The sequence below is a fragment of the Streptomyces sp. SID13666 genome, assembly GCF_010548325.1.
In the GTDB taxonomy this organism is placed as follows: domain Bacteria; phylum Actinomycetota; class Actinomycetes; order Streptomycetales; family Streptomycetaceae; genus Actinacidiphila; species Actinacidiphila fildesensis.
The window spans coordinates 185,918-211,684 of the sequence record NZ_JAAGLX010000003.1; the positions used below are offsets into that span (position 1 = coordinate 185,918).

The following is a 25,767-nucleotide window of genomic DNA, read 5'->3' on the forward strand; positions in this document are numbered from 1 at the left end:
AGGGACGGGTACTACTTCGGTGCGGTGGCCCAGGCGAGGTCGGGAAGGTAACTGGGTGCCACCGCGAACCCCTTCAGCTTGCGGCTGTTGAAGGCGTAGATCCCGTCGGTCCGCAGCACCGAGACGAACCACGCCTGGTCGACGACCCGGCGCATGACGTTCTGGTAGAGCGCCGGCTGCTGCTCCTGGGGGGCGGCCGCGGCGGTGGCCAGCATGGCGGTCAGTGCGGGGTCCTGCGAGGCGAACGGGTTGAACGCGGTCGGGTGCGGCAGCATCCAGTCCAGCGACAGCGTGTAGGTGGAGGCGCCGCCGTAACCGAACCCGAGCGCGGGGAACTTCTTCGACGTGGCGTTGCCCAGCCACTGGCCGATGCTGGTGTCCGTGGTGACGGTGGTGGTGACGCCGATCTGCTTCCACTGCTGGACGACGGCCTGGGTGACCAGGTCGATGCCGAAGAAGTTCTGGGTCTCCATGTGCAGCGCGAACCCGTTCGGGTATCCCGCCGCGGCGAGCAACTGCTTGGCCTTCGCCGGATCGTAGGAGTAGTGGTTGTCGTAGTCGGCGGCGAAACCGTCCAGGCCGGGGAGGGATATCTGGTCGGTGGCGTGGCCGTACTGCTGGAAGAGAGCCTTGGTGATGCTCTCGCGGTCGACGCCGTAGTTGAGGGCTTGGCGGACCCGGACGTCCTTGAGGGGCTTGGCGAGGACCCCGTCCCGGTCGACGAGGTCGATGCCGAGGAAGGCGTTGGGCGAGCGGATCACGCTCAGGCCGCCCGAGGTGGCGGTGTCGACCTGGTTGGCTGTGATGCCCAGGATGTCGGCCTGCCCGGTCTTCACGGCCTGGAGGGCCGAGTTGGGGTTGGCGACGATCTTGATGATCACCTTCTTCCAGTGGATCTTCGTCTTGTCCCAGTAGTTGGGGTTGGGGGTGTAGGTGTAGTGGTCGCCGGTGGCCGTGTGCGCCGTGTCCAGAACGTACGGGCCCGCGCCGAAGGACTGGGTGCCCATCTTCTTGGCGTCGGCCAGGCCCGCCGGGCTGATCACCGAGCCGACGAGCAGGATCTGGTTGAGCAGCTGCGGCACGTTGGGGTGCGGGCTGGAGCAGTGGATCCGCACGGTGAGCGGACCGGTGGCGGTGACGGAGTCGATCGCCGAGGTCCAGGAGACGTTGAGCCCGTTCTTGCGGGTGTAGTTCAGTGACGCCGCGACGGTCTGGGCGGTCATGGCCGTGCCGTCGGCGAACTTCACCCCGTCGCGCAGGGTGAACTCGAACTCCCGGTTGCCGGTGCCGACGTACCCCCACTTGGTGGCGAGCGCGGGACCGGTCTTCCCGTCCTGCCCCTGCCGCAGAACGGTGTCGTAGGCCAGGTTGACGAACCAGTTGTCGGAACCGACGTTGGCCTTCGCCGGGTCGAGGCTTGCCGGGGCGCTCGGGGAGATGACGGTCAGGGTGTCGCCCTGGCCGCCGGATTCCTTCGACGACCCGCCGCACGCGGTGGCCGCGGCGGCGAGCACCACCAAGGTCGCCAGCCCGCTGATCATTCGTTGCCTGAACACGGCACTTCCTCTCCTGTGATTCCTGAATGTGCTGGAACGGTCAGCGGATGCAGGTCCGCGGCGCGATGGCAGGCGGCGGTCCGCCCGCCGCCCGACGCTTCGCCGCCGGGGACGGGCAGCAGCTCGGGGCGCAGGCTGTGGCAGATGTCGATCGCGTGCGGGCAGCGGTGCGCGAAGGCACAGCCGGTGGCCGCGGGCGGCTGGGTGGACAGGACCGTGGCGCCGGCCGCCTCCTTGTCGGCCCTGCGGGCCCGTTGCACCCGGGGATCGGGTTCGGGGACCGCGGCGAGCAGCGCCTGGGTGTAGGGGTGCACGGGATCGGCGTAGACGTCGTCGGCGGGCCCGGACTCCATGACCTGGCCGCGGTACAGGACGACGATGCGGTGCGAGAGGTGCCGGACGACGGGGAGGTCGTGGGCGATGAACAGATAGCTGAGGGAGAGCTCGCTCTGCAGGTCGGCCAGCAGGTTCATCACCTGGGCCTGGATGGACAGGTCGAGTGCGCTGACCGGTTCGTCGCAGATCACCAGGCGTGGTGAGAGCATCAGCGCGCGGGCGATGGCGATCCGCTGCCGCTGCCCGCCGGAGAACTGCCCGGGGTACCGGTTCGCGGTGTCGGCGGGCATCCCGACCCGCGCCAGCATCTCCGTGACCCGCTCGGCGGTCTCCGCCGCACCGATCTTCCGGTGCACCAGCAGCGGTTCGGCGAGCGTCCGGCCGATGGTGCGGGCCGGATTGAGCGATGAGTACGGGTCCTGGAAGACCACTTGCAGCCGGGCGCTGAGCTCCCGCCGGACACCCGGCCGGGCGCTGGTGATGTCGGCGCCCTCGAAGTGGATCCGGCCCGAGCGGACGGGGTTGAGACCGAGCACGGCCCGGCCGATGGTCGACTTGCCCGAGCCGGACTCGCCGACCAGGCCGACGGTCTCCCCCGCCGCGATGGTCAGGGACACCGAGTCCACGGCACGGAACGGCGCGGTACGCCGGCCCTGGCGGAACTCGACGGTCAGGTCCTGGATGTCGAGGATGGTCTGCGGAGTCATCTGGGGGTGCCCTCCACGAGGAGCTGCTGGGAATGGACGCACCGCGTGAGGCGGTCGGGTACGGGCCGGGTGAGGGCGACCGGTGTCGCCGCGCACGCGTCGGTGACGCGCGAGCACCGGGCGGCGAACCGGCAGCCCTGCGGCCAGTCGCGGGGGGCAGGCACAGTGCCGGGGATCGTCGGCAGCGGCTCTCCGCCGCCGGCCAGGTGCGGGTTGGCCGCCAGCAGGCCCGCGGTGTACGGATGCAGCGGCAGGGTGAACATCGACTCGACGTCCGCCTGCTCCACGACCTGCCCCGCGTACATCACGACCGACCGGTGGCAGAGGTCCGCCACCACCCCCCAGTCGTGGGTGACGATGAGCACGGCCATCCCCGTCTCTGCCTGCAGCCCGCGCAGCAGCGTCAGGATCTCGGCCTGGACGGTCACGTCCAGCGCGGTGGTCGGCTCGTCGGCGATCAGCAACTTCGGGTCGCCCGCCAGGGCGAGCGCGATGGCGACACGCTGGGCCATCCCGCCGGACAGCTGGTGCGGGTAACGGCCGGCCACCGCCTCCGGGTCGGGGATGTTCACCATGGTCAGCAGCTCGATCACCCGGCGGTGGGCCGCGGCGCGGGTCGTCCGCCGGTCCGCGTGGCTGTGCCGCCGTACGGCCTCGGCGAGTTGGCGGCCGACCGGGAAGGTCGGGTCGAGGGCCACCATCGGTTCCTGGGACACATAGGCGATCCCGGAGCCACGGACCCGGGCCAGCTCGGCCGGGGAGCCGGCCAGGTCGACCCCGTCGAACACCACCTGGCCGCCGGCGACCCGGCCGCCGCCGGGCACAAGGCCCAGCACGCCCAGCGCCGTCACCGACTTGCCGCACCCGGACTCACCGACGACGCCGAGTGTTTCGCCCGCCATGACGTCGAAGGACACTCCCTGGACGACGGGGATGCCGCCGATCTCGACCGACAGGTTCCGCACCGACAGCAGCGCCCGCGCGTCCGGTTCAATCGAGCCCTCCACCGGGGCCACGGCGCCCTCGGCGGACCTCGGCGCCGGCACCGTGCGGCCCGGCGGTGCCGCCATCTTGGAGACCGACCAGCCCTCGATGGCCGCGTCGCGGATCGCGTCGCCCAGCAGACCCAGCGCGATCACGGTGATGACCAGCGGAATGCCCGCGGGGACCAGCATCCAGGGATCACGGTCGATGTTCTGGGACGCGTCCGCGACCAGACCGCCCCACGACGGGTCGGGCGGCTGCGCCCCGAGGCCAAGAAACCCCAGCCCCGCCTGGATGGTGACGACGATCGCGGAGAACAGCGCCGCCTGGACGATGACCATGCTGGTCATCCGCGGCAGCACGTGCCGGCGCAGGATCTGGGAGCGCGTCAGCCCCGCGACCTTCGCCGCGGCGACGTACAACTCCTCGCGGATGCCGAGGGTCTGTGACCGCAGGATCCGGATCAGGCCCGGACTGCCGAGCACCCCGAAGGTGATCATCGCGGCGTGCAGATTGCCGGGGAACACCGACAGGACGACGAGCACGATGATGATGCCCGGGAGCGCGAACATCAGGTCCGCGGTACGGGTGACCAGCCAGTCCACCCAGCCGCCGAGATACCCCGAGGCCAGCCCCAGGACGGTGCCGATCACCAGGTAGACCAGCAGCGACTCGGCCACCGCCAGCAGCGTGGAGCGGCCGCCGAACAGCAGCCGGCTCAGCAGGTCCCGGCCCAGGTTGTCGGTGCCGAGCAGATGGCCGCCCGAGGGGCCGGCCAGCACGTGTCCGAGGTCCTGCTCCAGCGGCCCGCGCGGGGCGGTGAACGAGGCTCCGGCGGTGGCCGCGGTCAGCAGCACCAGCCAGCCGATGGCGGCCGCGCCCGACGGGCGGCGCACGACCCGGGCGAGCAGACCCGGTCTCTTCGCGGCGGTGCTCATGCGGCACGCACCCGCGGGTCGAGACGGCCGTACGCCAGGTCCACCAGCAGGTTGACCAGGACCACCAGCACCGTGATGTACAAGACGGCTCCTTGGATGAGGGGGATGTCGTGCTGGATGGTGGCCTGTTGCGTCAGGCTGCCGAGGCCGGGCATGGCGAACACCGTCTCGACGAAGACAGCGGCGGAGAGCAGGCTGACCAGCACCACGCCCAGGACGGTCACCACCGGCAGCGCGGCGTTGCGCAGCACGTGCCGGTAGAGGATCGAGCGCGGTGAGAAGCCGTTGGCCTGCATCACCCGGATGAAGTCGCGGGTGGAGGTGTCCAGCACCGAGTCACGGGTCTGCTTGGCGATGATCGCCACCGCGCCCACCGACAGCGACATGACCGGCAGCACCAGCGAACGCGCCCACTGCGCCGGGTCGTCGGCGAACGGTACGTAGCCCGTCACCGGGAACCAGCGCAACTGCACCGCCAGCACCGCGATCAGGACCAGCGCGAGCCAGAACGCCGGGACGGCCAGGCCGATCAGCGACAGCCCGTCCACGATCCTGACGAGGAAACCGCCGCGCCGCGCGCTCAGCAGGCCCAGCGCCACGCCCAGGATCCCGGACACCACGGTGCCCGCGACGATCAGCGATATCGATACCGGCAGCCGGTTGTTCAGCACCGACGTGACCGGCTCACCGCTGAACAGCGAGGAGCCGAGGTCGCCGTGGAACACCCGCACCAGCCAGTGCCAGTACTGCACCGGCAGCGGTTCGTCCAGGCCCAGTTGGCCGCGGACGGTCCGGTACTGCTCCTCGGTCGCGTGCTGCCCGACGATCGTCCGGGCCGGGTCCCCCGGCACCAGTGACACCAGCACGAACGTCAGGGCCGAGACCATGAACAGCAGCGGAGTCGACGACAGCAGCCGCCGGATCACCAGCCGGAATATTGCCATGCTCACCTCATCGGAAGTTGTACGAAGGGAGGATCTGGGGAGCGCTGAGGGCGCCTCGGCGGCGATGGCGAGAGAGATCCTGGATGCCGGGTCGCGGAACGGAGGGCGGTGGCGGGTTACGCCGAATCCCCCGGCCGGGCCACCGCCACAGGCGGTGCGACTACGCGGCGGGCATGGCCGCTTGCGCGGCTCCAGCGAAGATTATCGAGCTGATTTAGCTACAGCCAGAAGAAGAACATACGAAATTTACACGTGTCAATAGACTGCACCGCACTACTCAAGATGGCGGGTTACACGTGATACCTGAGGGTGGATTGGCGGGGATTTCACCCCGGGGGAAGCCCGGTCTACGGCGCTTCGGAGCCCGTCACCTTGCGCACATGGCGAAGGCTCGGCTCGGCGAGCAGCTCGTGCAGCTGCTGGAAGACCCGGCGGGCCTCCACCGCGTTCCAGTCACCGGGAAGCAGCTCGGCGGGCAGGCCGGGGTCGAGGTACGGCAGCCGGCGCCACTGCGTCAGCATCGGCACATAGGCGCGGAAGGCCTCGGTGGGTTCGATGGCGGACTGCTCCGCCAGCCGGGCCGCGATGGGCGCGTACGTCCCGGTGAACGCCTCGTACTGCGCCTCGATGGCCGGGAAGTCCCACCAGGAGCTGACGGCGGTCCGCAGATCGCTGAACGCGGCGTAGTCGGCCGTGAAGAGATGGACGTAGTCGCTCAGCCCGAGGCGTTCGAGCGTGTTGCGCGCGTCCTCCAGCAGCCGGCCGGGCGCCAGCCACACGCCGGCCGCGGTGTTCCCGAAGCCCAGCCAGGTCAGCCGGGTGCGCAGCTGGTAACGGTGGGCGCGCTCGGACTCGGGCACGGAGAAGACGGCCATCACCCAGCCGTCGCTGAGGTTCGCCGGTTCCAGGCTGCCGAAGATCCGCCGGTCGCCCTCGTCGAAGATCGCGTGCACGGCGGGGCTGAGCCGGTACCCGGTCGCCCCCTGCCGCTCGGGTTCGAGAATGCCCCGCTTCTTGAGCCGGGAGATCGCCGACCGCACCGCGGGGCCGTCCACGTCCAGTTCCGCCATCAGGACGATCAGGTCGGCGATGGAGATCCATCCGCCGAGATGCCGGACGAAGGCCCCGTAGACCGTGTTGATCAGGGAGCTGGGCCGGGTCGAGCTGTCCGACATGATCGCCTTCCGTCGTGTGCGGAGGCGATCCTACCGAGACGTACGCCCTCGGCCCGTCCCCAGGGCACGGCGGGCCGGCCCGGCCGGTCCGGGAAGCGGGCCGGCGGGCACCCGGCGGTATCCCCCGGTGGTCACCCGGCGGCCACCTCCTGCCCGAGGATGGGCACCTCGGCGTAGCCGCCGGACAGCAGATGTCCCGCTCCGGGCGCGACCGCCGGCAGGTCCAGCGCGCGGAGCAGCTGGTGGGCGGTGCACACCGCCGCGGACACCACGGGCTTGCCGAGCAGCTGCTCGGCCTGGTCGATGGCGCCCAGCGAGGGCATCTGCACGCACGCGGAGAGCACGACGGCGTCGGCCTCCTCGTAGTCCAGCGCCCGCGCGATGTCCGGCAGCAGGGCCGGGTCGTGGGCCGCGACGTCGAGGTTGTCGGGGATCTCCAGCGCCTCGTAGTCGAGCACCTCGAAACCCTCATGGGTGAGGTAGTCGACGACGGTCTGCGTGAGCGGGCGCATATAGGGGGCGACGAGCGCGATCTTCTTGGCGCCGAGGGTGCGCAGCCCGTGCACGAGGGCGCCGGCGCTGGTGACCACCGGGGCCGCTCCGCCGTTCTCGGCGGTGCGCGCGTGCAGCCGGCTCTCGGAGACGCGGTGGTAGCCCAGACCCATGCTCATGATCGCCACCAGGCAGGCGTAACCGAGCACGTCCACCCGGGCGTCGGAGAGCTCCAGGGCGCACCGGTCGGAGTCGGCGTCCATGGCCCTGAGCTGTTCCGGCGTGACGTGGGTCATCCGCATCCGGCTGGAGTGGAAGGTGAACCGTTCCGGTGCGATGGTCTCCCGGGCGCGCAGGATGGCGGGCACTTCGGTTTCCATCGTGACGTTCGAACTCGGCACGATCTGGCCGATCCGGTAGCTGCGGTGGGACAAGGCGGTGCGCTCCTTCGGTGCGGGGGTTGGCTGATGACGGTGGGTCAGCGGGCGTCGATCACCGGGTTCGACAGCGTGCCGATGCCCTCGATCGTGGCTTCGACCAGGTCGCCGGGCTGCAGGAACTCCGGCGGGACCATGCCGGCGCCGACGCCCGACGGGGAGCCGGTCGCGATGACGTCACCGGGTTCCAGGGTCATGCCCGAGGTGATGTCCGCGATGAGCCGGGCGATCGGGAAGAGCATGTGCCGGGTGTTCGACTTCTGCTTGATCACGTCGTTGACCCGCAGCGACAGGTCCAGCGCCATCGGGTCCCCCACCGCGTCGGCGGTGACCACGGCCGGGCCGAACGGCGCGTAGGAGTCCTGGCCCTTGGAGAAGAACCACTGGCCGGAGCGGCGCTGGTCGCGGGCGCTGATGTCGTTGATGATGCTGTAGCCGAAGATGTGGTCCCAGGCGTCCGCCTCCGAGACACGGAAGGCCGTACGGCCGATGACGACGGCGAGTTCGCACTCCCAGTCCAGCTGTGTCGTCAGGTCCGCGTTGTGCAGGATCGGCCGGCCGGGGCCGGTGATCGCGGTGGCGGGCTTGCCGAACAGCACGGGCCGGTCGGGCAGTTCCTTCGCGGTGTCCAGCGTGCGGCTGGACTCCGCGACGTGCTCGACGTAGTTCAGACCGACGCCGACGACCTTGCCCGGCCGCAGCGGCGCGCGGAGTTCGACATCGGCGAGGCGGTGCACGACGCCGGCCGGCCAGCCGGCCGGGTCGCCGCTCAGCAGCTCGCGGGCCGCGTCCAGAGCGGCGGATCCCGACCGGATGAAGGAGAGCAGGTCGGCCGGGAGCTCGGTCCCGGCGTGCCCGGCCAGCGCGGCGAGGTCGACCACCCGGTCGTCGAGCTGGGCGCCCAGGCGGTCGGGCGCGTCGTTGTGGGTGTACGTGATCAGGCGCATGGCTGCTCCTTGCGAGGGTGGGACGGGGTACGTCGGGGTCGGGAGGGCCGGGGGTGAACCGGCGGTGTCCCCATCAGGAGGACACCGCCGGTCCTGGCCGGGGACGGTGTCGGCGCGACAGGAGTGTCCCCGGAGGCTCCGGCGCCGGAGCCGGTGTCAGGGCCGGCGGATCCGGCGGCGCGGGCCGTCTTGGGTGGCGGGCCCGTCGGGTGACGGGCCGGCCGGGTCACGGGTTGGCCTAGGGCGTGTTGCGAAAGGAGCGCCGTTCGCCCGGAGGGCGTGGCCCACGGCGTCTGGTGCGTGCGCTCGCAAGGCGGAGGGTCGTCCTCGTACTGGGGTACTTGGACGAGCCCGACAACGCAGCGAGGGCGCGTGCCAGGCGTCGTGGGCCAGGCGGGACTTTCGCAACACGCCCTAAATGACGGGCTGGTGCCCGTCGTTCGCGGTGTACGCCTCTTCACGGAAGAAGCCGAGCGAGCGCATCACCGGGAAGTCGTTGAACGAGAACAGGCAGGCGTCCTCGGACCGGTCGAGGTTCTCGTGCTCGTGCCAGGCCCAGGACGGCACGCAGAAGATGTCGCCCTGCTTCCACGCGAACCGCTGCCCGGCGATCACCGAGACACCGTGGCCCTTGGCGGCCGTGTAGATGACGGATCCGGTGTGCCGGTGGGCGCGGGTCGCCTGGCCGGGGCGCAGCAGCTGCATGTGGGCGCTCATCGTGGGCATCACGGATCCGCCGGTGAGCGGGTTGGTGTACTCCATGATCACGCCGTCGTACGGGGAGCCGTCCGTGGTCTTCGCCAGGTCGCGCAGCGCCGCGTAGGTCGGCTCCCAGGGATAGGCCAGCAGCGGAGAGTACGGCCGCGTCCACTTCTCCACGCCGTAGGGCAGGAGATTGCCGCCGTAGGTGAGAACGGAGGAGTTGATCACCTTTCCGGGCGTCTGGTAGAGGTCGGGGTGGACCTCGTAGAAGCCCGCGTCCAGGGAGTTGACCAGGGGGATGTCCAGGCCGTCCTGCCAGATGACGGGGGCGTCGTCGGAGTCGTTGCCGTGCTCGTGCCAGGTGCCGTTGGGGGTGATGGCGAAGTCGCGGGCGCCGACCTTCAGCTTCTGCCCGTCCACGATCGTCCAGGCACCGGTGCTCTCCTGGACGAAGCGCAGTGCGGCGGCCTGGTGCCGGTGGGCGGTCATCGCCTCGCCGGGGCCCATGATCTGCAGTCCGGTGTAGAGCAGTCCCGCGGCGGCGCTGACGTCCTTGCGGCCGGGGTTGACGAGCATGACGACCCGCCTGCCGGCGTCGTCGGCCTTGACGAGGTCGAGCGCCTTGTGGACCAGCGGCCGCAGTTCCTCGTAACGCCACAGGACGGGCACGGACTTCGGCTGCGGGAACCAGGGTTCGATCTCGTTGGCGACGGTCCACAGGGCGCCGGCCTCGAGGCCGGCGAGCTCGCCGTAGTACGCCGTCAGCTCGGGGGTGTCGGACACGCGGGCGCGTCCCAGCATGGTGTCGTCGTTCTCGGCGGTCATATCTCCTCCTTGAGGTCCTTGAGACCGTTGCGGCGGTCGTTGAGGTCCTTGACGTCCTTGAGGTCCTTGAGGTCCTTGAGGTCCTTGTCCGTGCTGGCTTTGACGTCCGGGGCGGGAGCCGCCGGCGCGGGGTCGGTCGCGAAGGTCACCGGTTGGCGTGGACGGTTGTCGACGTGGAGCTGGAAGACGTCGAAGCGGTTGTAGTGGCCGGTGATGTCGTGCATCTGCTTGGGCTGGATGCACTTGCCGAGGTCGATCTCGGCGTAGACGATGCCCTCGTCGTCGATCAGCGGTTCGGTGACCGGGCGGCCGTCCGGGCCGAAGATCCCGGACAGCGCGCTGCGGGGGCGGGCGAGCATCCGGCGCACCTCCTGGTCGTCGCCGGCGATGGTGTCCACGATCTCCGGGGAGATCGTGGAGCAGGCCACGACCGAGAAGACCTTGCCCTCGAAGGAGTGCGCGGCGGTGCGGACCGCGATGGCGTCCGCCATGTCGTAGTCCTCGGGGGCCACCGGCAGGGCGATGTAGCTGGAGGCGTGGACGAGTTCGCCCTGCGCCAGCAGCGTGAAGCGGGCCAGCGTGTTGGTGTTCTCGCCGCAGGCCAGGACGCCGAGCGGGCCGATCGGGGTCCGGTGCACCTGCAGGGAGCTGCCGTCGCCGCCGGTCCAGGTCAGCTTCTCCGCCCACGTCGGCACCAATTTGCGGTGCACGCCCAGCAGTTCGCCCTCGGTGCCGATGGTCAGCATCGTGTTGTACAGGACGCCGAGGCTGTGCGCGCCGCGCTCGTTGACGCCGATGACGAGGACGACGCCGTACTGGCGGGCGGCGGCGCGCAGCGCGTCCACCTCCGGTCCCGGGATGTCGACCGACGAGCGGTAGAGGCGCTCGAACCACGGGGAGCCCTGGACCGGGTTCATCGTCCAGTTCCAGTACGGGTATCCGGGGATGAAGACCTCGGGGAAGACGATCAGCGAGGCGCCGTTGCCGGCCGCCTCCCCGATGAGGGCGATCGCTTTGTCGACGGTCGCGCCGGCGTCCAGGTACACCGGTGACGCCTGGACCGCGGCGGCGGTGAAGCGGGGCAGGTTCAGCATCCGGTCCTCCTTGCTTCTGCGGTGGTGGGCCCGGTCAACGGCGCCCGGTCGGTGGTCGGCACGGTCAGCGGCCGCTCGTCGCGCCGGACAGGTCCGCGTCCGGCAGCCCCGCCGCCGGGTGCGGAAGCCAGCGCTGGTGTACGGGCACGGGCGGTTCGCGCAGCAGCTGGAGCCGGGGCGGCACCCGGTCGGTGCGGGCGCCGGGCGGCTTTCCGCTGCCCGCCTTCCAGGAGTGCGGCCAGGTCGCTCCCGGCCCGGTGTAGTCCTGGGCCGCGGCGGCGTGCAGGGTCCACAGCGGGTCGTGGAGCTGGGCCCGGCCGACGGCGCACAGGTCGGCGCGGCCCGCCAGGATGATCGAGTTGACGTCGTCGTAGGTGGAGATGGCGCCCACGGCGATGGTCGGGATCCCGGTGGCGTTGCGCACCAGGTCGGCGAACGGCGTCTGGTAGCTGCGCCCGTAGCGCGGCCGCTCATGGGCGACGACCTCACCGGTGGAGACGTCGAGCGCGTCCGCCCCGGCGTCCGCGAGGGCGCGGCAGATCTCCACCACGTCGGCTTCGCTGGTGCCGCCCTCGGCCCAGTCGGCCGCGGAGATCCGGATCACCAGCGCCTTCCCCGCCGGCCATACGGCGCGCACCGCCCGCAGCACCTCCAGGGGGAAGCGCAGCCGTCCCTCCAGCGTGCCGCCGTAGGCGTCGGTGCGGAGGTTGGTCAGCGGGGAGAGGAAGCCGGACATCAGATGGCCGTGGCCGTACTGCAGCTCCAGGACGTCGAATCCGGCCCGGTGGGCGCGTTCCGCGGCGGCGGTGAAGTCCCGGGCGATCTCGTCCATGTCCGTGCGGGTGGCCTCGCGCGGCACCGGGTCCGCCTCGTTCCAGGGCAGGGCCGAGGCGGCGATGGTCGGCCAGCCGTCGTCACCGAGCGGGCCGGAACTGCCGTCGGAGCGGGGCGTGGTGGTCGCGGCGCGGCGTCCGGCGTGGGTGAGCTGGATGCCCAGGCAGGTGTCCGACTGCTGGTGGACGAAGTCGGTGATCCGCCGCCAGGCGGTCTCCTGCCCGTCGGTGTACAGCCCCGGGCAGCCGGGGGTGGCGCGCCCCTGCGGGCTGACGGCCGTCATCCCCGCGAAGACCAGCGCCGAGCCGCCGAGTGCCCGGGTGCTCAGGTGCACGAGGTCGAAGTCCCCCGGCACACCGTCGCGTGCGGTGTACAGCGCCGTGGGCGGCACGACCACCCGGTTGCGCAGGTGCAGTCCGCCGAGCCGGAACGGCCGGAACATCGGCGGCACGGCCACCGCCGCCGGCCGCACCGCCGCGGTCAGCGGTTCCTCCGCCTCGGCGAGCCAGGAGTCGACCGCCGCGGTGAACTCCCCGTCCCGCACCCGGAGGTTGTCGTAGGTGACGCGGCGGCTGCGGGTGAGCAGGTTGAACGCGAACTGGTGCGGGTCCTGGCCGGTGTACCGGCCGACGTTCTCGAACCACTCCAGGCTGGCCTGGGCCGCGCGCTGGGTGGATTCGACCACCGGCCTGCGCTCCGCCTCGTAGGCGCTCAGCGCCGCGGGAACGTCCGGGTGCTCCTGCAGACAGGCGGCGAGGGCGAGCGCGTCCTCCATCGCCAGCTTGGTGCCGGAGCCGATCGAGAAGTGCGCGGTGTGCGCCGCGTCCCCCAGCAGCACGACGTTGCCGTGCTGCCAGGACCGGTTGCGCACGGTCGTGAACCGCAGCCACTTGGAGTTGTTGGGTATGAGCCGGTGCCCGTCGAGGTGGTCCGCGAGGAGATCCTCGCAGAGCCGGATGCTCTCCTCGTCGCTGGTGCCGGGCGGCAGGTCACGGGCCGCGAACGTGTCGAAGCCCGCGCGCCGCCAGGCCGCCTCGTCGATCTCGACGATGAAGGTGCTGCGCTTCCCGTCGAAGGGATAGGCATGGACCTGCAGGGTGCCGAAGTCCGCCTCGGCGACGATGAAGGTGAACGCCTCGAAGACCCGGTCGGTGCCCAGCCACATGTAGCGGGACCCGCGCTCGTCGAGATCCGGCCCGAAGCGGTCGGCGAAGTGCTCCCGGGTCGCCGACCGCACCCCGTCGGAGGCCACCACGAGGTCGTACTCCGCGGCGAGTTCCGCCGCCGGCGGCGCCTGGGTGCTGTACCGGACGTCGACCCCCAGGGCGGCGCAGCGCTGCTGCAGGATCTGCAGCAGCCGCTTGCGTCCCAGGGCGGCGAAGCCGTGGCCGCCGGAGGTGAGGACCTGGCCGCCGTAACAGACGTCGATGTCGCTCCAGCGGGCGAACTCCTCCGACATGGCGGCGTAGACCTCGGGGTCGGCCTGCGCGATGCCGTCGAGCGTCTCGTCCGAGAACACGACCCCGAAGCCGAACGTGTCGTCAGCGGCGTTGCGCTCCCAGACGGTGACGTCCCATCGCGGTGAGAGCTGCTTGGCCAGGGCTGCGAAGTACAGCCCGCCGGGCCCTCCTCCGATGACTGCTACGCGCACGGGTCCTCCTCGTGGTTCTGCGACATAAGATATGCCGCATTTTCTGCGATCGTCAATATTGCAACATGGCGGGGCGGGACCGGATGCGGTCCCGCCCGGCTCGCGCCGGTCAGGCGAACAGCTCGGGAGCCTGTGCGCCCGCCGTCGACAGCAGCCGGCGGACGTCGTCGGGCCAGGGCTCGGAGCCCTTGGCGCGCGCGGCGGAGTGGACGATCGTCATACGCCCGGTGGCGGCGACCCCGTCCCCGTCCGCCGCCCCGTCCTCGCTCTCACCGCGCACGGTGAAGGCGTAATGCAGCGAACTGGTGCCCACCTTGGTGATCCGCAGCTCGGTGCGGACGGCCTGCCCGAACCACAGCCGCTCCCGGTAGTCCGCCTCGAAGTGGACCCGGGGGATGCTGCCGAAGAGATGGCCGAGGCCGAGCCTGCGCAGCAGGACCGCTTCGGCCGCCTCGACCCAGCGCACCACCGTGGAGTGGTGGTAGTGCCCGGCCGCGTCCGTGTCCGGCCACTCGACCCGCCGTTCGACGGTCACGCTGGGCAGCGACGCCTCGCCGCCCGTCGCACCGTCCACCGCCATCCTGCGCAGCTCACCGCGGCGCAGCTTCCCGTTGCTGGTGCGCGGCAGCGCGGTGACGAACTCGATGGCGCGGGGGTACTTGTAGGGCGCGATGGTCCGCTTGACGTGGTCCTGCAGCGCCTTGACGGTGTCCGCGCCGGCCTCGACCCCGGCCCGCAGGACGACATAGGCCGTGACGACCATGCCGCGCCTGCCGTCCGGGGCTCCCACCACACCGCACTCCTCGACGTCGGGATGGACGACGAGCGCCTTCTCCACCTCGGGACCCGCGATGTTGTAGCCGGACGAGACGATCATGTCGTCGCTGCGGGCCACGTACCAGAAGTAGCCGTCGGCGTCCCGGATGTAGGTGTCGCCGGTGATGTTCCAGCCGTCCCTGACGTACTCCGACTGCCGTGGGTCCGACAGGTACCGGCAGCCGGTGGGGCCCTTGACGGCGAGCAGGCCCGGCTGCCCGTCGGGGACGGCCGCCCCCGTCTCGTCGACGACGGCCGCCCGGTAGCCCGGGACCGGCTTGCCCGTCGCACCGGGGCGTATGTCGCCGTCGGCGGCGGAGATGAACACGTGCAGCATCTCGGTCGCACCGATGCCGTCGATGATGTGCAGTCCGGTGGTGGCGCGGAACTCCTCCCACACGCTCGCCGGCAGCGCCTCTCCGGCGGAGACGCACCGGCGGACGCCCGCCAGCCGGTCCGCGACACCGGCGGCCATGATCGCGCGATAGGCAGTGGGTGCGGTGAAGAGCACCGTGACACCGTGCTCGGCCACCAGGTCGGCGAGTTGGGTCGGTGTCGCCTGCTCGATCAGCAGGGTCGCCGCGCCGACGTGCAGCGGGAACACCACCAGCCCGCCCAGCCCGAACGTGAACGCCAGCGGAGGCGTTCCGGTGAACACGTCGTCCTGCCGGGGCTGGAGGACATGCCGGGAGAACGTGTCGGCGTTGGCGAGCACGTCCCGGTGGAAGTGCATGGTCGCCTTGGGGCGTCCCGTCGTGCCGGAGGTGAAGGCGATCAGCGCCACATCGTCCGCGGCGGTGTCGACGTTCACGAACGAGCCGCTCTTCGTCCCGCTGCGGGCCGCCAGGTCGTCCGGTCCGGTGCCGCCGTAGGGGACGACGGTCAGGCCGGCGGCACCGGCCGCGTCGAGCTCTTCGAGATAGCGGTGATCGCACAGGGCGGCGACCGGACGGCTGATGTCGTGCAGTTCGGCGAGTTCCGCGGCGCGCAGCAGCGGCATGGTGGTGACGGCGACGCCGCCGGCCTTCAGGACGCCGAACCAGGACGCGACCAGCCACGGATTGTTCGGGCCGCGCAGCAGCACACGGTTTCCGGGCTGGAGGCCGAGGTCCTCGGTGAGCACCTGCGCCACCTGGTTGGCGCGCCGCAGGAGGTCCCCGTACGTCCATCGCCCGGTCGGAGTGAGCAGGCACGGCCGGTCAGGACCCCAGCGGGCGACGGCGTCGTCGAGCAGCGACTGCGCGCAGTTGAGCCGGGTCGGATACTTCAACTCCGGTAGGTCGAAGCTGAGTTCGGGCCACTGGGCGAACGGTGGCAGCCGGTCGCGACAGAAGGTATCGGCATGCGCGGACGGAGAGAGCTCCATGGGGCGGCACCTCAATCTCGGGGCAGCGGGGAGAGTGGAGCCAGTATCTCGCCAAAATGACGACAGTCAATGATTCGCTATAAAGATTCTCGTTAAGAACAGGTTTCGTCACGGACGGTGACGGAAGCGTGCCTCGCGACGAGCCAAGGCAGCCTCCGGGAGCGGCCCGGGTGACCGTCACCGCGCGACGGGAACCCGCACCCGGACGGTTTTCCCGGCGCCACCACCTGTGCCCCGCCCGCCGTACGGGAGCACCTCCACCGAGCCGCACGCCTCGTCGACCAGCAGGTCCACCATCAGCAGACCGCGCCCGCACTCCGCATCCGGATCGACGGCCGCCCCGACCCGGGGCGGGCACGGGTCCCCGTCGCTCACGTCCAGCCACAGCCGACCTCCACCGACGGCCGCGGTGACACGCAGCCGCTCAGTGGCCGGCCCGGCGTGCTGCACGGAGTTGGCGGCCAGTTCGGTGACGGCCAGCAGGAGGGTGTCGATGACGTCGGCTTGGATGTGCCAGTCCAGCAGGACGCGGTGCAGCCGCCGGCGGATCCGCGGGACGGCCGCCACCTCGGGCGACAGCACCCAGTGGACGAGCGCGCGGCCCGGAGGAGGCGGCGCGGACGGGCGGGACCGCGCCCGCCCGGCGCCGGCGGGCGCCGGCAGGACCGGCGGGGCCGACGACGTGGACGGCATCGGCGGGGTGGACGGAGCGGAGACGGTGAACGCGGTGACGGTGAGCATCGCGGGACTCCCGGGGCGGGACGGCGAGGCGAGGGGGGACGGACGCCTGTGTCGCTCGTGCAACCTCCGCCGGCTCCTGCGCCACCTCTCGGATCAACTGGACCGAAATTCTGGGGTCAGTGCCGGTACGGATCGTTGTTACACGTGTAACATGCTAGGCAGCCCTCCGCGCCAAGCGCAAGGCATTTCGGGCAAAAGTTGCAGGATGTCTGATTTCACCGACGCCGTGAACCGCCGCGCACTCCCGTGCGCCTCATAGACCTCATAGACCTCGTGGACCTCGTGGACCTCCACTGACGTGCGCGGCCGTCCGCGGTGGTCTCCGCCGAGCACACGGCCCGTGCGCCGCCGCGGACACACGTCGATCGACCTGGATGGAAAGGGACCGGAATGACGCAGTCACCGCCAGCCCAACTCGACCTGGGGTGGCCTCCGCCGCCCTTCCTGGCCCCCGTGCCGCCCGTGGTGGGCGACGACGGCGTGACCCGGTTCGAGGGCGTCACCTACGCGACCTCGCCGGGGTACCGGCCGCGGTTGCTCGACGTCCAGGTGCCCGCGAGCGCGACGCCCCCGCCGGTCGTCCTCTGGATCCACGGCGGAGGCTGGATGGAGGGCGACCGGCGCTACCCGCCGCCCACCGTGCCCGTCGAGCTGCTGCACGGCTCGGTCCTCGGCGCCGGCTTCGCCCTCGTCTCCATCGACTACCGGCACAGCCTGGAGGCGCCGTTCCCGGCGCAGCTGCACGACGTCAAGGCGGCGATCCGCTACATCCGCCGCTTCGCCGGCAGTTTCGGCATCGACACCGACCGGATCGCCGTGTGGGGCGAGTCGGCCGGCGGTCATCTGGCGGCACTGGCCGGGCTCACCACGGCCGACGGCCCCGGCGGCGGCGCGATGGAGGGCACCGAGGGCGTCCTCGGCGAGCCGACCGCGGTACAGGCCGTCGTCGACTGGTACGGGGTCCACGAGATCGCCTCGCTGCTCGCCCACCCGATGCCGCCGTCACCGCCCGGCGCGCCCGAGTACCCCAACCCGTTCGCGGCGCTGCTCGGCGGCACCGAGGACGAGCGGACCGACCTGGCACGGGCCGCCAGCCCCGTCACCTATGTCGGCGCGGGCGCCCCGCCCTTCCTGCTGATCCACGGGACCAAGGACGGTCTGGTGCCCTACAGCCAGAGCGAGCTCCTCGCCGCGGAGCTGCGCACCGCGGGCGGCGAGGTCACCCTCACGCCGGTGGACGGCGCCGACCACATCTTCCTCGGCTCTCCGGACATCGTCTCGATCGTCTGCGACAGCGTCGCCTTCATCGCCGGCCGGTTGAACGGTCCGTCCCAGCCCTGACCCGGGCGGTTGCTTCCGCGAGCGGCGGCCGGACCTCCGGCCGCCGCTCGCGGCACGCCGCCCCCGTCCCTCGTCCGGCTCTTCCCTATCCGTATCCGTTCATCCGTTTCCCCGTCCGTCCGCCCCCGCGGACCGGGCCGCGAGAGGCACCACGTGACCGACACATCGACCGCCGTTCCCGAGCTCCCGACCGCCGCCGGGAACCACCGGCTGCCCGCCGCTCCCCCGCGACCACGCGTGCTCCCCCTCGCGCTGGTCTGCCTGCTGGCCACCGCGCTGATCGGGATCGCCACGCGCGCCGACGTCCGGCGCCCCTTCTTCCAGGGGCTGGACGAGCGGTGGCTCGGCTGGATGGGAGGACCGCACCGAGGTGTCTACGAGGCGGTCGCCACGGTCCTGAACTGGTTCGGCGGACCGCTCGGCGTGGTGGTCCCGCTGGCGCTCCTGGTGGCGCTGCTCGTCCTGAGGCGCTGGTGGTCGGTGCTGTATCTGCTCACCACCTACCTCGCGGCGAACATGCTCGTCGTCCAGGTCCTCAAGCAGGTGGTGGACCGGCCACGGCCCGCCCACCCGCTGGTCAGGGTGGACCACGGCTCGTTCCCGTCCGGCCACGCCGCCGGCGCGGCGACCCTCGTGGTGATCGTCGGCGTCCTGCTGATCCCGCTCGCCCGGCGCCGGGCCTGGTGGCTGGGGGGCGGGTTGTTCGTCGCGCTGATGATGTGGAGCCGGACGTGGCTGCACGCGCACTGGCTCAGCGACACGGTCGCGGGAGCCCTTGCCGGTGCGGGTACGTCGCTGCTGCTCTGGTGGGCCTTCGCCCCGCTGCTCGCCCGGGAGCGGCGCGCCGGCTGAGCCGGCAGGGACGCTACGAGGACGCCCGGTGGATGAGGGTGAAGTCCACCGGGTCGACGGGCTCCGCCGTTCCGTGCTCGATCAGCTGCTGGAGCGTCTCGGCGATGACGCCTGGCCCCGGCAGGTTGAGGCGGATGGAAGTGAGCGGCGGGCGCTGCAGCGAGGCCAGCATCAGATCGTCGGCGCCGACCACGGCCACGTCGTCCGGGACGTTGCCCGCGTCCTGGAAGGCGTGCATCAGCAGCGCCGCGTACTCGTCGTTGTACGCGAAGACCGCGTCCAGACCCAGCCCCGGCCAGCGTTCCACCAGTTGGGCCACCGAGTCCTGCGTGTACGCCACCTCGACGGCGGTCACCGTCGCCGTCTCCGCGAGGTCACCGGTGGCCGTGATCACGAAGTCGAAACGCATGGTGGTACGGGACTGCTCGTTGTAACGCTCCCAGACCGGCAGCGCCGCATGGTTCGGATCGTTAGGATGACACGTAAAGGGGTCGTACAGGCCAGGAGCGGTTCTTCGCGGGATGGTCATGGTCGCTGGAGGATGAGTCGGACACGACGGGGGCTCGCGTTGGATCGCCTGGCCGGAGCGGACCTGGAAGTCGGCCAAGACCAGTTCATCCTGCACGGGTTTGTCATCCTCCTCGGTCCAGCCGAGCAACCCGTACAGGCTGACGATCCCGGCCATGTCGGCGGGCGGCAGCGGGCGGTAAGCCGTGGCGTGCCCGGACTTCCGGGCACCGGAGTCGTTCGGAAACCACGCCCCGCCGGCGTGGGGCGCGGTCACCGGCTCCGCCAACGCGGTCAGCGTCTTGATGCGGTCCCGCGGCGCCGGCACGGCTGCGACGCAAGCCCGCAACGCCCGACGCTGCGCACGGCAGAAAAGATGGTCACTACCGCAGGTCGACCGGACGCGGTGGGCGGGTGACCGGCCGGCCGGCGCCCGCGATGCTGCCCCCATCGCTGCGCGTGTGGCTCGGGCTGATCGCGGCCCTCGCCGCGCTGGCGGTCACGGTACTCGGGGTCCTGTATGCCGGCCACAGCCAGCCCGGCAGGGTGGACGGGTGGATCCAGCCGGCGGTGGAGGGTGTGCGGCCGCCGTGGCGGAACGTCGCTCTGACCATGGACTTCTTGGGGGAGCCCGTGGGAGCGGTGATGCTGATCGTGGCCATCGTGACGGGGTGCCTGCTGCTTCGGAGTCCTCGCGCAGCGGTGCTCGTCGTTGCCGGTGTCGGCATGACCGTGGGAACGGCGACGCTGCTCAAGCATCTGGTGGGGCGCACCATCCACGGCGACGGCAACCTGTCCTACCCGAGCGGGCACGCCGCCTTCGCCACCGCGCTCGCCCTCATGGTGGCGCTGCTCGCGACCGGCCGGCTCGGCCTCGGCAGGACGGGCCGCACGTTACTCGTGCTCGCCGCGGCGCTGGTTGTCGGCGCGGCCATGGGCTGGGCCGAGGTCGCCCTGGGCGCGCACTACCCGACCGACGTCCTCGGCGGCTGGTGCACCGCGCTGGCGGTGATACCGGCGACCGCGTGGCTGGTCGACCGGATGGCCGACCAGCTCGTCGATCGGATGGCCGCGGCCGGTTGGCGGGAGCGTCGCTGACGTCACGTCACACCAAGCGGCGGAACACGGGCTTCACCGGCCGCCCGGCCAGCCAGGGGGTGGGGTCAGCGGCGTCCAGTGCCTTCCGGTACACCGCACATGCCTGAGCCACCACGTCGACGGTACGGTCGATGTCTGCGTCGTCAAGCGCGCTGCTCACCACGAACGACTGGGCCAGCACTCCGCCCGCGAGGAGCCGGCGCAGGAACAGGGTGCGGTACTGCTGCGACGGCTGCCCGTTCTCGTCCAGGGTGGCGAAGACCAGGTTGCTGGCCCGGCCTCGTACGACGACGTGGTCGCCGACGCCCATGCCAGCCGCGGCGGCGCGGACACCGGCGGCCAACCGCTCGCCCAGGGCGTGCAGTTGTGCGGTGATGCCCTCCTCGACATAGGTGGTCTGCACGGCCATCGCGGCGGCCAGGGAGTGCGTTTCCGCACCATGCGTGGTGGACAGCAGGAACACCCGGTCGCCGGAGTGACGCAGCCCGCCCCACTCCATCAGGTCGCGGCGCCCGGCCAGCGCGGAGACGGCGAACCCGTTGCCCAGCGCCTTGCCGAACGTGGAGAGGTCGGGCACCACGCCGTACAGGCCCTGGGCGCCCGCCTCGGACCAGCGGAAGCCGGTGATCATCTCATCGAAGATGAGTACGCAGCCGTGCCGGTCGGCCAGCTCGCGCAGGCCGGCGAGGTATCCGGGCGGGGGCTCGGTGTGCCCGGCCGGTTCGAGGATCAGGCAGGCGACCTCATCCTGGTACCGGGTGAGCAATTCCTCCGTGGCGGCCAGGTCCCCGTAAGGGAACGCCACGGTGAGCTCGGTGGTCGCCGCCGGAATGCCTGCGGACATCGGCGTGATGCCGATGAACCAGTCGTCGACGGAGAAGAACGGATGGTCGCCGCAGATGGCCACCCGCGGGCGCCCGGTGACGGCGCGGGCGAGGCGCACCGCGGCGGTGGTGACGTCGGAGCCGTTCTTCGCGAACTTCACCATCTCCGCGGTCGGCACCGTGGCCAGGAAGCGCTCCGCGGCCTCGACCTCCACGATGGACGGCCGGACGAAGTTGCTGCCGCGGTCGAGTTCCCGCCGCACCGCCTCGAGCACGCGTGGGTGGGCGTGGCCGAGGCTGACCGACCGCAGGCCGGAGCCGTACTCGATATAGCGGTTGCCGTCGATGTCCCACACGTGGGCACCGCGGCCGTGGCTGATGACCGGCGCCACGTTCTCGGGGTACTGGTCGTCGCCCTTGGCGTAGGTGTGCGCGCCCCCGGGGATCATGGCGTGCAACCGCTCGTTCGCCATCCGCGACCGGGGCAGGAGGAACTCTTCGGTGTCCACAGTGACTTGAGTCTCTTCGATCTCTTCGGTGTGTTGGGTGTCCACGCCGACCTCACTTCTCGCTGTGCTTCAGGACTTCGGCGAGGCTGGGCGCCTCCCGGTCCCGCTGGGACATCGATGTGGCCGGCAGCGGCCAGGGAATGGCGAGCTCCGGGTCGTCGAAGGCGATCGTCACGTCCTCGGCCGGATCGTGCGGGCGGTCGATCCGGTACGAGGTGTCAGCGGTTTCGGTCAGCGCCTGGAAGCCGTGCGCGCACCCCGCCGGGATGTACAGGGTCGTCTGCGTCTCGCCGGACAGCTCGAAGAAGGCTCGGTTGCGATAGGTCGGCGAGTCCGTCCGCAGGTCCACGACGACGTCGAAGATCCTCCCGTACGAGCACCGCACCAGCTTCGCCTCGCCGGCTCCGGAGCGCAGGTGCAGGCCGCGCAGCACGCCCCGGACCGAGCGGGACACGCTGTCCTGGACGAAGGCGTCCGGGTCGAGGCCCACCGAGCGGACCACGTCGGCGTCGAAGGTACGGCAGAAGAAGCCGCGCTCGTCGGCGTACCGCGTCGGCTCGAAGAGGTACGCGCCGGTGATCTCCGGGACTTCGGTCGCCTTCATGGAGCCTTCCTCGAGGTGTGGACGTGGTCGGCCGCAGGGAACAGGGCCGCGGTCAAGGAGTTGAACTGGTGCTCGAGTTGCCGGGCGGCGGCCAGGTTCCGCTCGGTGAGGGTCTGCCGCAGCTCGGCCGATCGCTTCTCCAGCGCCCAGAACTGCTCGAGCAGCCGGTCGGCGTCGACCTCGCGCGCCGGGTGGCAGTACGCGCCGAGACCCATCTCCGTCATGAGCGCGTCACTCTTCGCCGCATAGCAGAGGGCGAGCACCGGCGTGCTGGTCTTCAGCGCGCAGATCAGGTTGTGGTACCTGATCGCCACCACGGTGTCGGCAGCCGCCATCTCCTTCATCAGGTCGGCCAGTGAGGACGGCTCGGCAGCGGTGACCAGCGGCGAGTCCACCGCGTCGAGGATCGCGGCGACCACCGACGCATCGCACTCGTCGCCGGTGAGCAGCCGGACCGACCTGCCCTCCTGGACCAGCGCGCCGACGAACCGGATCGTCCCGTCGAGGTAGCGCCGGTATATCTCCTCGGCCTGGGCGCGGTCGTCGTTGCCGCCGTGGAAGTCCATGACACCGACGCAGACCGGTCCCGGCGGTGCCGACGGGTCCGAGGGCGCGCCGGCCCGCGGCGTCGGCAGGGCGAACGCGAGGTCCGGGTAGACCTCGTCGCGCGCGGTGTCCACGCCCATCGCCCGCATCGCGTCGCGGGACTGCGCGTCCCGGTACGACCGGTATGCGGCCAGCCGCGCCGACCAGCGGACCAGGAGCCGGGTCGGCCGGTTGCCGATCGTCGCGGCGCCGACGCTGACCAGCGCGACCCGGGTGCCGAACAGTCGGCCGCTCGCGCAGAGCAGGAACAGCGAGTACGGGAAGCCCCACGGCCGCAGCGGCAGCGTGGCCTCCAGGACGCCCATGCCCGGCACGATCACCACGTCGTGCCGGCGCACCCAGGCAGCGGTGCGGAAGACGTCGACGACTTTGCCCAGACCCTTCGCCGCGACGGCGCCCGCACGCGACGCGGTCCGGTACTCGCCTCGGTACCAGTGCAGCCGCGTCGCGGGTATCCCGAACCGGGTCGTCACGGCCTCGGGTCCGCCGCACAGCGCGTCCACGACCGCGTCCGGGTGGTCGGTGCGGAGGTACCCGAGCACGGCTTCGAGCGATCCGTCGTTGCCGAGGTTGCCGGATCCGAGCAGGCCGAACACGCCGACACGCACCGGAGTTTCGTCCGTGGACGTCATCTCTGCCTCCCCTCACGGCCGGCGACGACGGCGTCGACGGAGACCGTGAGCAGGGCCGGATCGACCGGAGCGCGGTCCTCGACCCGCTCGCCGGCGCCCGGCCGGACCCGGCTGGTCATCCATGCGGCCAGGTGGCGGTAGCACGAGCGCCGGTCGGCCGCGGACAACGGCGCCCGCCGGATCGCCGAGGCGAAGCCCCAGACGTACTCGGCGAGCAGCCGGGGCGTCGGGTGCAGCAGGCCCGCCCGGCGCGGGTCGAGATTGACGCACCGGGAGCGCTTGGACGGGTTCGCCCGCTCGGCGCGGGTGGGGTGGTCGCGGCGGAAGTACAGGAGTTCCGGCACCTGGTGGAAGCGCCCGTGCAGGGCGATCTCGGCGACGTACGTGCGGTCCGCGTGGTGGTAGCTGTCCATCGGCTTCACCCGGCGCAGCGCGTCGGCCCGGATCACCCCGTAGAAGTCGTCACCGCCGGGCTCGAACAGCATGCTGCGGAAGCGCTCCGGCGCGTGCGGCGAGTCGGTGGCGAGCGTGTACTCGTACGGGACTGTCACCTGACCGTCGCCGTCGATGACCGCCTGGCCGGTGTGCGCGAGGATCACGTCCGGCCGCTCGTCCAGCGCCTGGACGCAGCGCCGCAGCAGGTCGCGGGCGTAAAGGTCGTCGTGCGAGGCCCACTTGAACAGCTCGCCGCGGGACTCGGCGAGCACATGGTTGTGGTTCGGCGTGGCGCCGATGTTCCGCGGCAGCCGGAGGTACCGGATGCGCGAGTCCTGCTCGGTGTACTTGCGGCAGATGTCCTGAGTCCCGTCGGTCGAGGCGTTGTCGCAGATGACCAGCTCGAAGTCCTCGTAGGTCTGGCCGAGCAGGGCGTCGAGCGACTCGGCCAGGTACTCCTCGCCATTGTAGACGGGCAGGCCGATGCTCAGCCTGGGTTGGGCGGTCATGAGGTCCTCACTTCGGGGAGGGGGTGGTTGTGCTCGCGCAGGGCGGACCGCAGTTGCAGCCACCACACGGCCGAGCCGCTGACGGTCGCGGCGGCGACGCCCCAGGCCGAGCCGACCGTGCCGGCCACAGCCGCCCCGCCGAGCCCGCCGCTGACATAGCAGGCGGAGGCGAACAGTTGGCAGCGCAGGCTGCGCCGAGCCGCGCCGAACGCGCGCAGCCCGGCCGCCGCGCCGGTGCCGAGTCCCGCGCCCGCGACGCCGAGGGTGATGGGCACGATGAGCTGCGAGGCGGAGTGCCAGACGTCGCCGAGCACCAGCTCGCCGAACCGGCCAGGCATCAGCAGCAGCGCCGAGCCCCAGATCAGCGCGCCGGCGGCCTGCCCGCCGCCAAGGAGGAGGCAGAATCTGCCCAGTTGATGCGGGGCCCGCCGCAGCACCCGTGCCGCCTCCGGGACGGTGACCAGCGAAAGTCCCATGAGCACTGCCAGGAACGGGCCGAGCAGGAGCTCGGCGCCCCGCACCGCGCCCACCGCGCCGACCCCGACGATCGCGCCGAGCCCGTAGGCCCGCAACTGGCTCGCGCCACTGAGGCTGACGTTCTCGACCAGGTACCGGTAGCCGAGATCGCGCTGCTCGCGAAGCCACCCGCGTGCCTCGGTCATCCGGGGCCCGATGCCGGACTGGATGTAGCCGTACCCCGCCGCCACCGTGGCGGACGCGCCCCAGGCGAACACGAAGGCGGCCACACTGCCCACCCGGGCCGCCACCACCAGGGCCGGGACGAGCGCGACACCCCACACGACGTCGTTGACGAACGCCTTCCGCCCGGCGCCGGCGGCGAAGAACGAGAACCGCCAGGCGTCCTGGAGCAGCAGCCCGGGCAACATGACACCAAGGGCGGCGAACGCGGGCCCCAGGCGGCCGCCGAGGCCGAGCCCGGCCACCAGACACACCGCGCCGATGGCCGTACCGACGCCGAGTGCGGTACCCGTCGACCGGGCCACCGCCCCGCGCCAGGACGTGTCCGGCGCGCCGCTGAAGCGCACCACCAGAGGGTCGGTGGCAAGGCCGCGGGAGACGTTGAGCACCACACCGTAGGTCACCCAGGCCAGGCTGAACACGCCGAACGCGGTCACCCCCAGCGAGCGGGCCACGTAGATGCCCACCGCGAAGTTGCTCACGCTGGAGGCCGCCTGGTCGGCCAGTCCCCAGGACAGCCGGCCGACCATGGCCCGCTTGGCGGTCTGCCGGGCGGGTCCGGCCGGGGCCGCCGGTGCCGTCGTCTTCTCCCCCTCGGTGGTCATC

Annotated in this window: 21 protein-coding genes and 1 pseudogene; 3 read left to right on the top strand and 19 right to left on the bottom strand. The window is 71.4% G+C overall.

All coding sequences use genetic code 11. From position 1 onward, the window contains the following. Positions 1-11 precede the first annotated feature (11 nt). The 13 genes and pseudogenes from G3I60_RS07850 to G3I60_RS07905 all read right to left on the bottom strand — a co-directional run bounded on the left by G3I60_RS07850 (position 12) and on the right by G3I60_RS07905 (position 16,545). Entirely contained in the window at positions 12-1,556 is a 1,545-nt protein-coding gene (locus tag G3I60_RS07850) for an ABC transporter substrate-binding protein (RefSeq protein ID WP_164292927.1), read from the bottom strand. Continuing rightward, on the bottom strand, positions 1,538-2,599 hold the full coding sequence (locus tag G3I60_RS07855) for an ABC transporter ATP-binding protein (RefSeq protein ID WP_138352516.1): 1,062 nt from the start codon (positions 2,597-2,599) through the stop codon (positions 1,538-1,540). The genes G3I60_RS07850 and G3I60_RS07855 overlap by 19 nt, the downstream gene beginning before the upstream one ends. Then, positions 2,596-4,521, bottom strand: coding sequence for a dipeptide/oligopeptide/nickel ABC transporter permease/ATP-binding protein (locus tag G3I60_RS07860; RefSeq protein ID WP_164292928.1), 1,926 nt, complete (start codon positions 4,519-4,521; stop codon positions 2,596-2,598). Before G3I60_RS07860 ends, G3I60_RS07855 begins: the two co-directional genes overlap by 4 nt. After that, complete coding sequence (locus G3I60_RS07865) at positions 4,518-5,465, bottom strand: ABC transporter permease (protein WP_203672418.1); 948 nt, start codon at positions 5,463-5,465, stop codon at positions 4,518-4,520. Before G3I60_RS07865 ends, G3I60_RS07860 begins: the two co-directional genes overlap by 4 nt. A 347-nt stretch (positions 5,466-5,812) precedes the next feature. Beyond that, a complete protein-coding gene (locus G3I60_RS07870; RefSeq protein WP_164292929.1) occupies positions 5,813-6,640 on the bottom strand; it encodes a PaaX family transcriptional regulator C-terminal domain-containing protein in 828 nt (275 codons plus the stop codon). 131 nt (positions 6,641-6,771) lie between these two features. Beyond that, positions 6,772-7,512 (bottom strand): Asp/Glu racemase, encoded by a 741-nt coding sequence (locus G3I60_RS07875; RefSeq protein WP_138352584.1) that lies wholly within the window; start codon positions 7,510-7,512, stop codon positions 6,772-6,774. Between the two features lie 98 nt (positions 7,513-7,610). Then, positions 7,611-8,516, bottom strand: coding sequence for a fumarylacetoacetate hydrolase family protein (locus G3I60_RS07880; RefSeq protein ID WP_138352513.1), 906 nt, complete (start codon positions 8,514-8,516; stop codon positions 7,611-7,613). A 414-nt stretch (positions 8,517-8,930) separates the two neighbouring features. Then, on the bottom strand, positions 8,931-10,043 hold the full coding sequence (locus G3I60_RS07885; RefSeq protein ID WP_164292930.1) for a cupin domain-containing protein: 1,113 nt from the start codon (positions 10,041-10,043) through the stop codon (positions 8,931-8,933). Next, entirely contained in the window at positions 10,040-11,137 is a 1,098-nt protein-coding gene (locus G3I60_RS07890) for a carbon-nitrogen hydrolase family protein (protein ID WP_164292931.1), read from the bottom strand. The genes G3I60_RS07885 and G3I60_RS07890 overlap by 4 nt, the downstream gene beginning before the upstream one ends. 64 nt (positions 11,138-11,201) lie before the next feature. Then, entirely contained in the window at positions 11,202-13,622 is a 2,421-nt protein-coding gene (locus G3I60_RS07895) for a bifunctional salicylyl-CoA 5-hydroxylase/oxidoreductase (protein WP_164292932.1), read from the bottom strand. A gap of 109 nt (positions 13,623-13,731) precedes the next feature. After that, positions 13,732-14,202 (bottom strand): thioesterase family protein, encoded by a 471-nt coding sequence (locus tag G3I60_RS45220; protein ID WP_232485188.1) that lies wholly within the window; start codon positions 14,200-14,202, stop codon positions 13,732-13,734. A gap of 3 nt (positions 14,203-14,205) precedes the next feature. Next, positions 14,206-15,804, bottom strand: a pseudogene (locus G3I60_RS07900) (AMP-binding protein); the annotation flags it as partial. A 177-nt stretch (positions 15,805-15,981) separates the two neighbouring features. After that, positions 15,982-16,545: an ATP-binding protein gene (locus tag G3I60_RS07905; RefSeq protein ID WP_164292934.1), complete on the bottom strand. Its 564-nt coding sequence runs from the start codon at positions 16,543-16,545 to the stop codon at positions 15,982-15,984. A gap of 390 nt (positions 16,546-16,935) precedes the next feature. On the opposite strand from G3I60_RS07905, the gene G3I60_RS07910 reads away from it, so the two are divergent. Beyond that, entirely contained in the window at positions 16,936-17,886 is a 951-nt protein-coding gene (locus G3I60_RS07910) for an alpha/beta hydrolase (RefSeq protein ID WP_164292935.1), read from the top strand. 153 nt (positions 17,887-18,039) lie between these two features. After that, positions 18,040-18,738 carry a phosphatase PAP2 family protein gene (locus G3I60_RS07915; protein WP_343240825.1) on the top strand — a complete coding sequence of 233 codons (699 nt, stop codon included), beginning with the start codon at positions 18,040-18,042 and terminating at the stop codon, positions 18,736-18,738. A gap of 13 nt (positions 18,739-18,751) precedes the next feature. On the opposite strand, the gene G3I60_RS07920 is transcribed toward G3I60_RS07915, so the two are convergent. After that, the gene (locus G3I60_RS07920; RefSeq protein WP_343240827.1) at positions 18,752-19,573 is read right to left on the bottom strand and encodes a substrate-binding domain-containing protein; all 822 of its coding nucleotides are present in this window, start codon (positions 19,571-19,573) and stop codon (positions 18,752-18,754) included. An 86-nt stretch (positions 19,574-19,659) separates the two neighbouring features. On the opposite strand from G3I60_RS07920, the gene G3I60_RS07925 reads away from it, so the two are divergent. Next, complete coding sequence (locus tag G3I60_RS07925) at positions 19,660-20,343, top strand: phosphatase PAP2 family protein (RefSeq protein ID WP_164292937.1); 684 nt, start codon at positions 19,660-19,662, stop codon at positions 20,341-20,343. 7 nt (positions 20,344-20,350) lie between these two features. Here the strand turns inward: G3I60_RS07925 and G3I60_RS07930 are convergent, their stop codons facing one another. The 5 genes from G3I60_RS07930 to G3I60_RS07950 are packed head-to-tail and all read right to left on the bottom strand — an operon-like array spanning position 20,351 to position 25,766. Further along, positions 20,351-21,676: a glutamate-1-semialdehyde 2,1-aminomutase gene (locus G3I60_RS07930; protein ID WP_164293087.1), complete on the bottom strand. Its 1,326-nt coding sequence runs from the start codon at positions 21,674-21,676 to the stop codon at positions 20,351-20,353. A 52-nt stretch (positions 21,677-21,728) separates the two neighbouring features. Next, complete coding sequence (gene rfbC / locus G3I60_RS07935) at positions 21,729-22,280, bottom strand: dTDP-4-dehydrorhamnose 3,5-epimerase (RefSeq protein ID WP_138352505.1); 552 nt, start codon at positions 22,278-22,280, stop codon at positions 21,729-21,731. After that, positions 22,277-23,518, bottom strand: a complete 1,242-nt coding sequence (locus G3I60_RS07940) for a polysaccharide pyruvyl transferase family protein (protein WP_164292938.1) — start codon at positions 23,516-23,518, stop codon at positions 22,277-22,279. The genes rfbC and G3I60_RS07940 overlap by 4 nt, the downstream gene beginning before the upstream one ends. Next, positions 23,515-24,462, bottom strand: a complete 948-nt coding sequence (locus tag G3I60_RS07945; protein WP_138352503.1) for a glycosyltransferase family 2 protein — start codon at positions 24,460-24,462, stop codon at positions 23,515-23,517. The genes G3I60_RS07940 and G3I60_RS07945 overlap by 4 nt, the downstream gene beginning before the upstream one ends. Further along, on the bottom strand, positions 24,459-25,766 hold the full coding sequence (locus tag G3I60_RS07950) for a hypothetical protein (protein ID WP_164293088.1): 1,308 nt from the start codon (positions 25,764-25,766) through the stop codon (positions 24,459-24,461). The genes G3I60_RS07945 and G3I60_RS07950 overlap by 4 nt, the downstream gene beginning before the upstream one ends. Position 25,767: the final 1 nt, after the last annotated feature.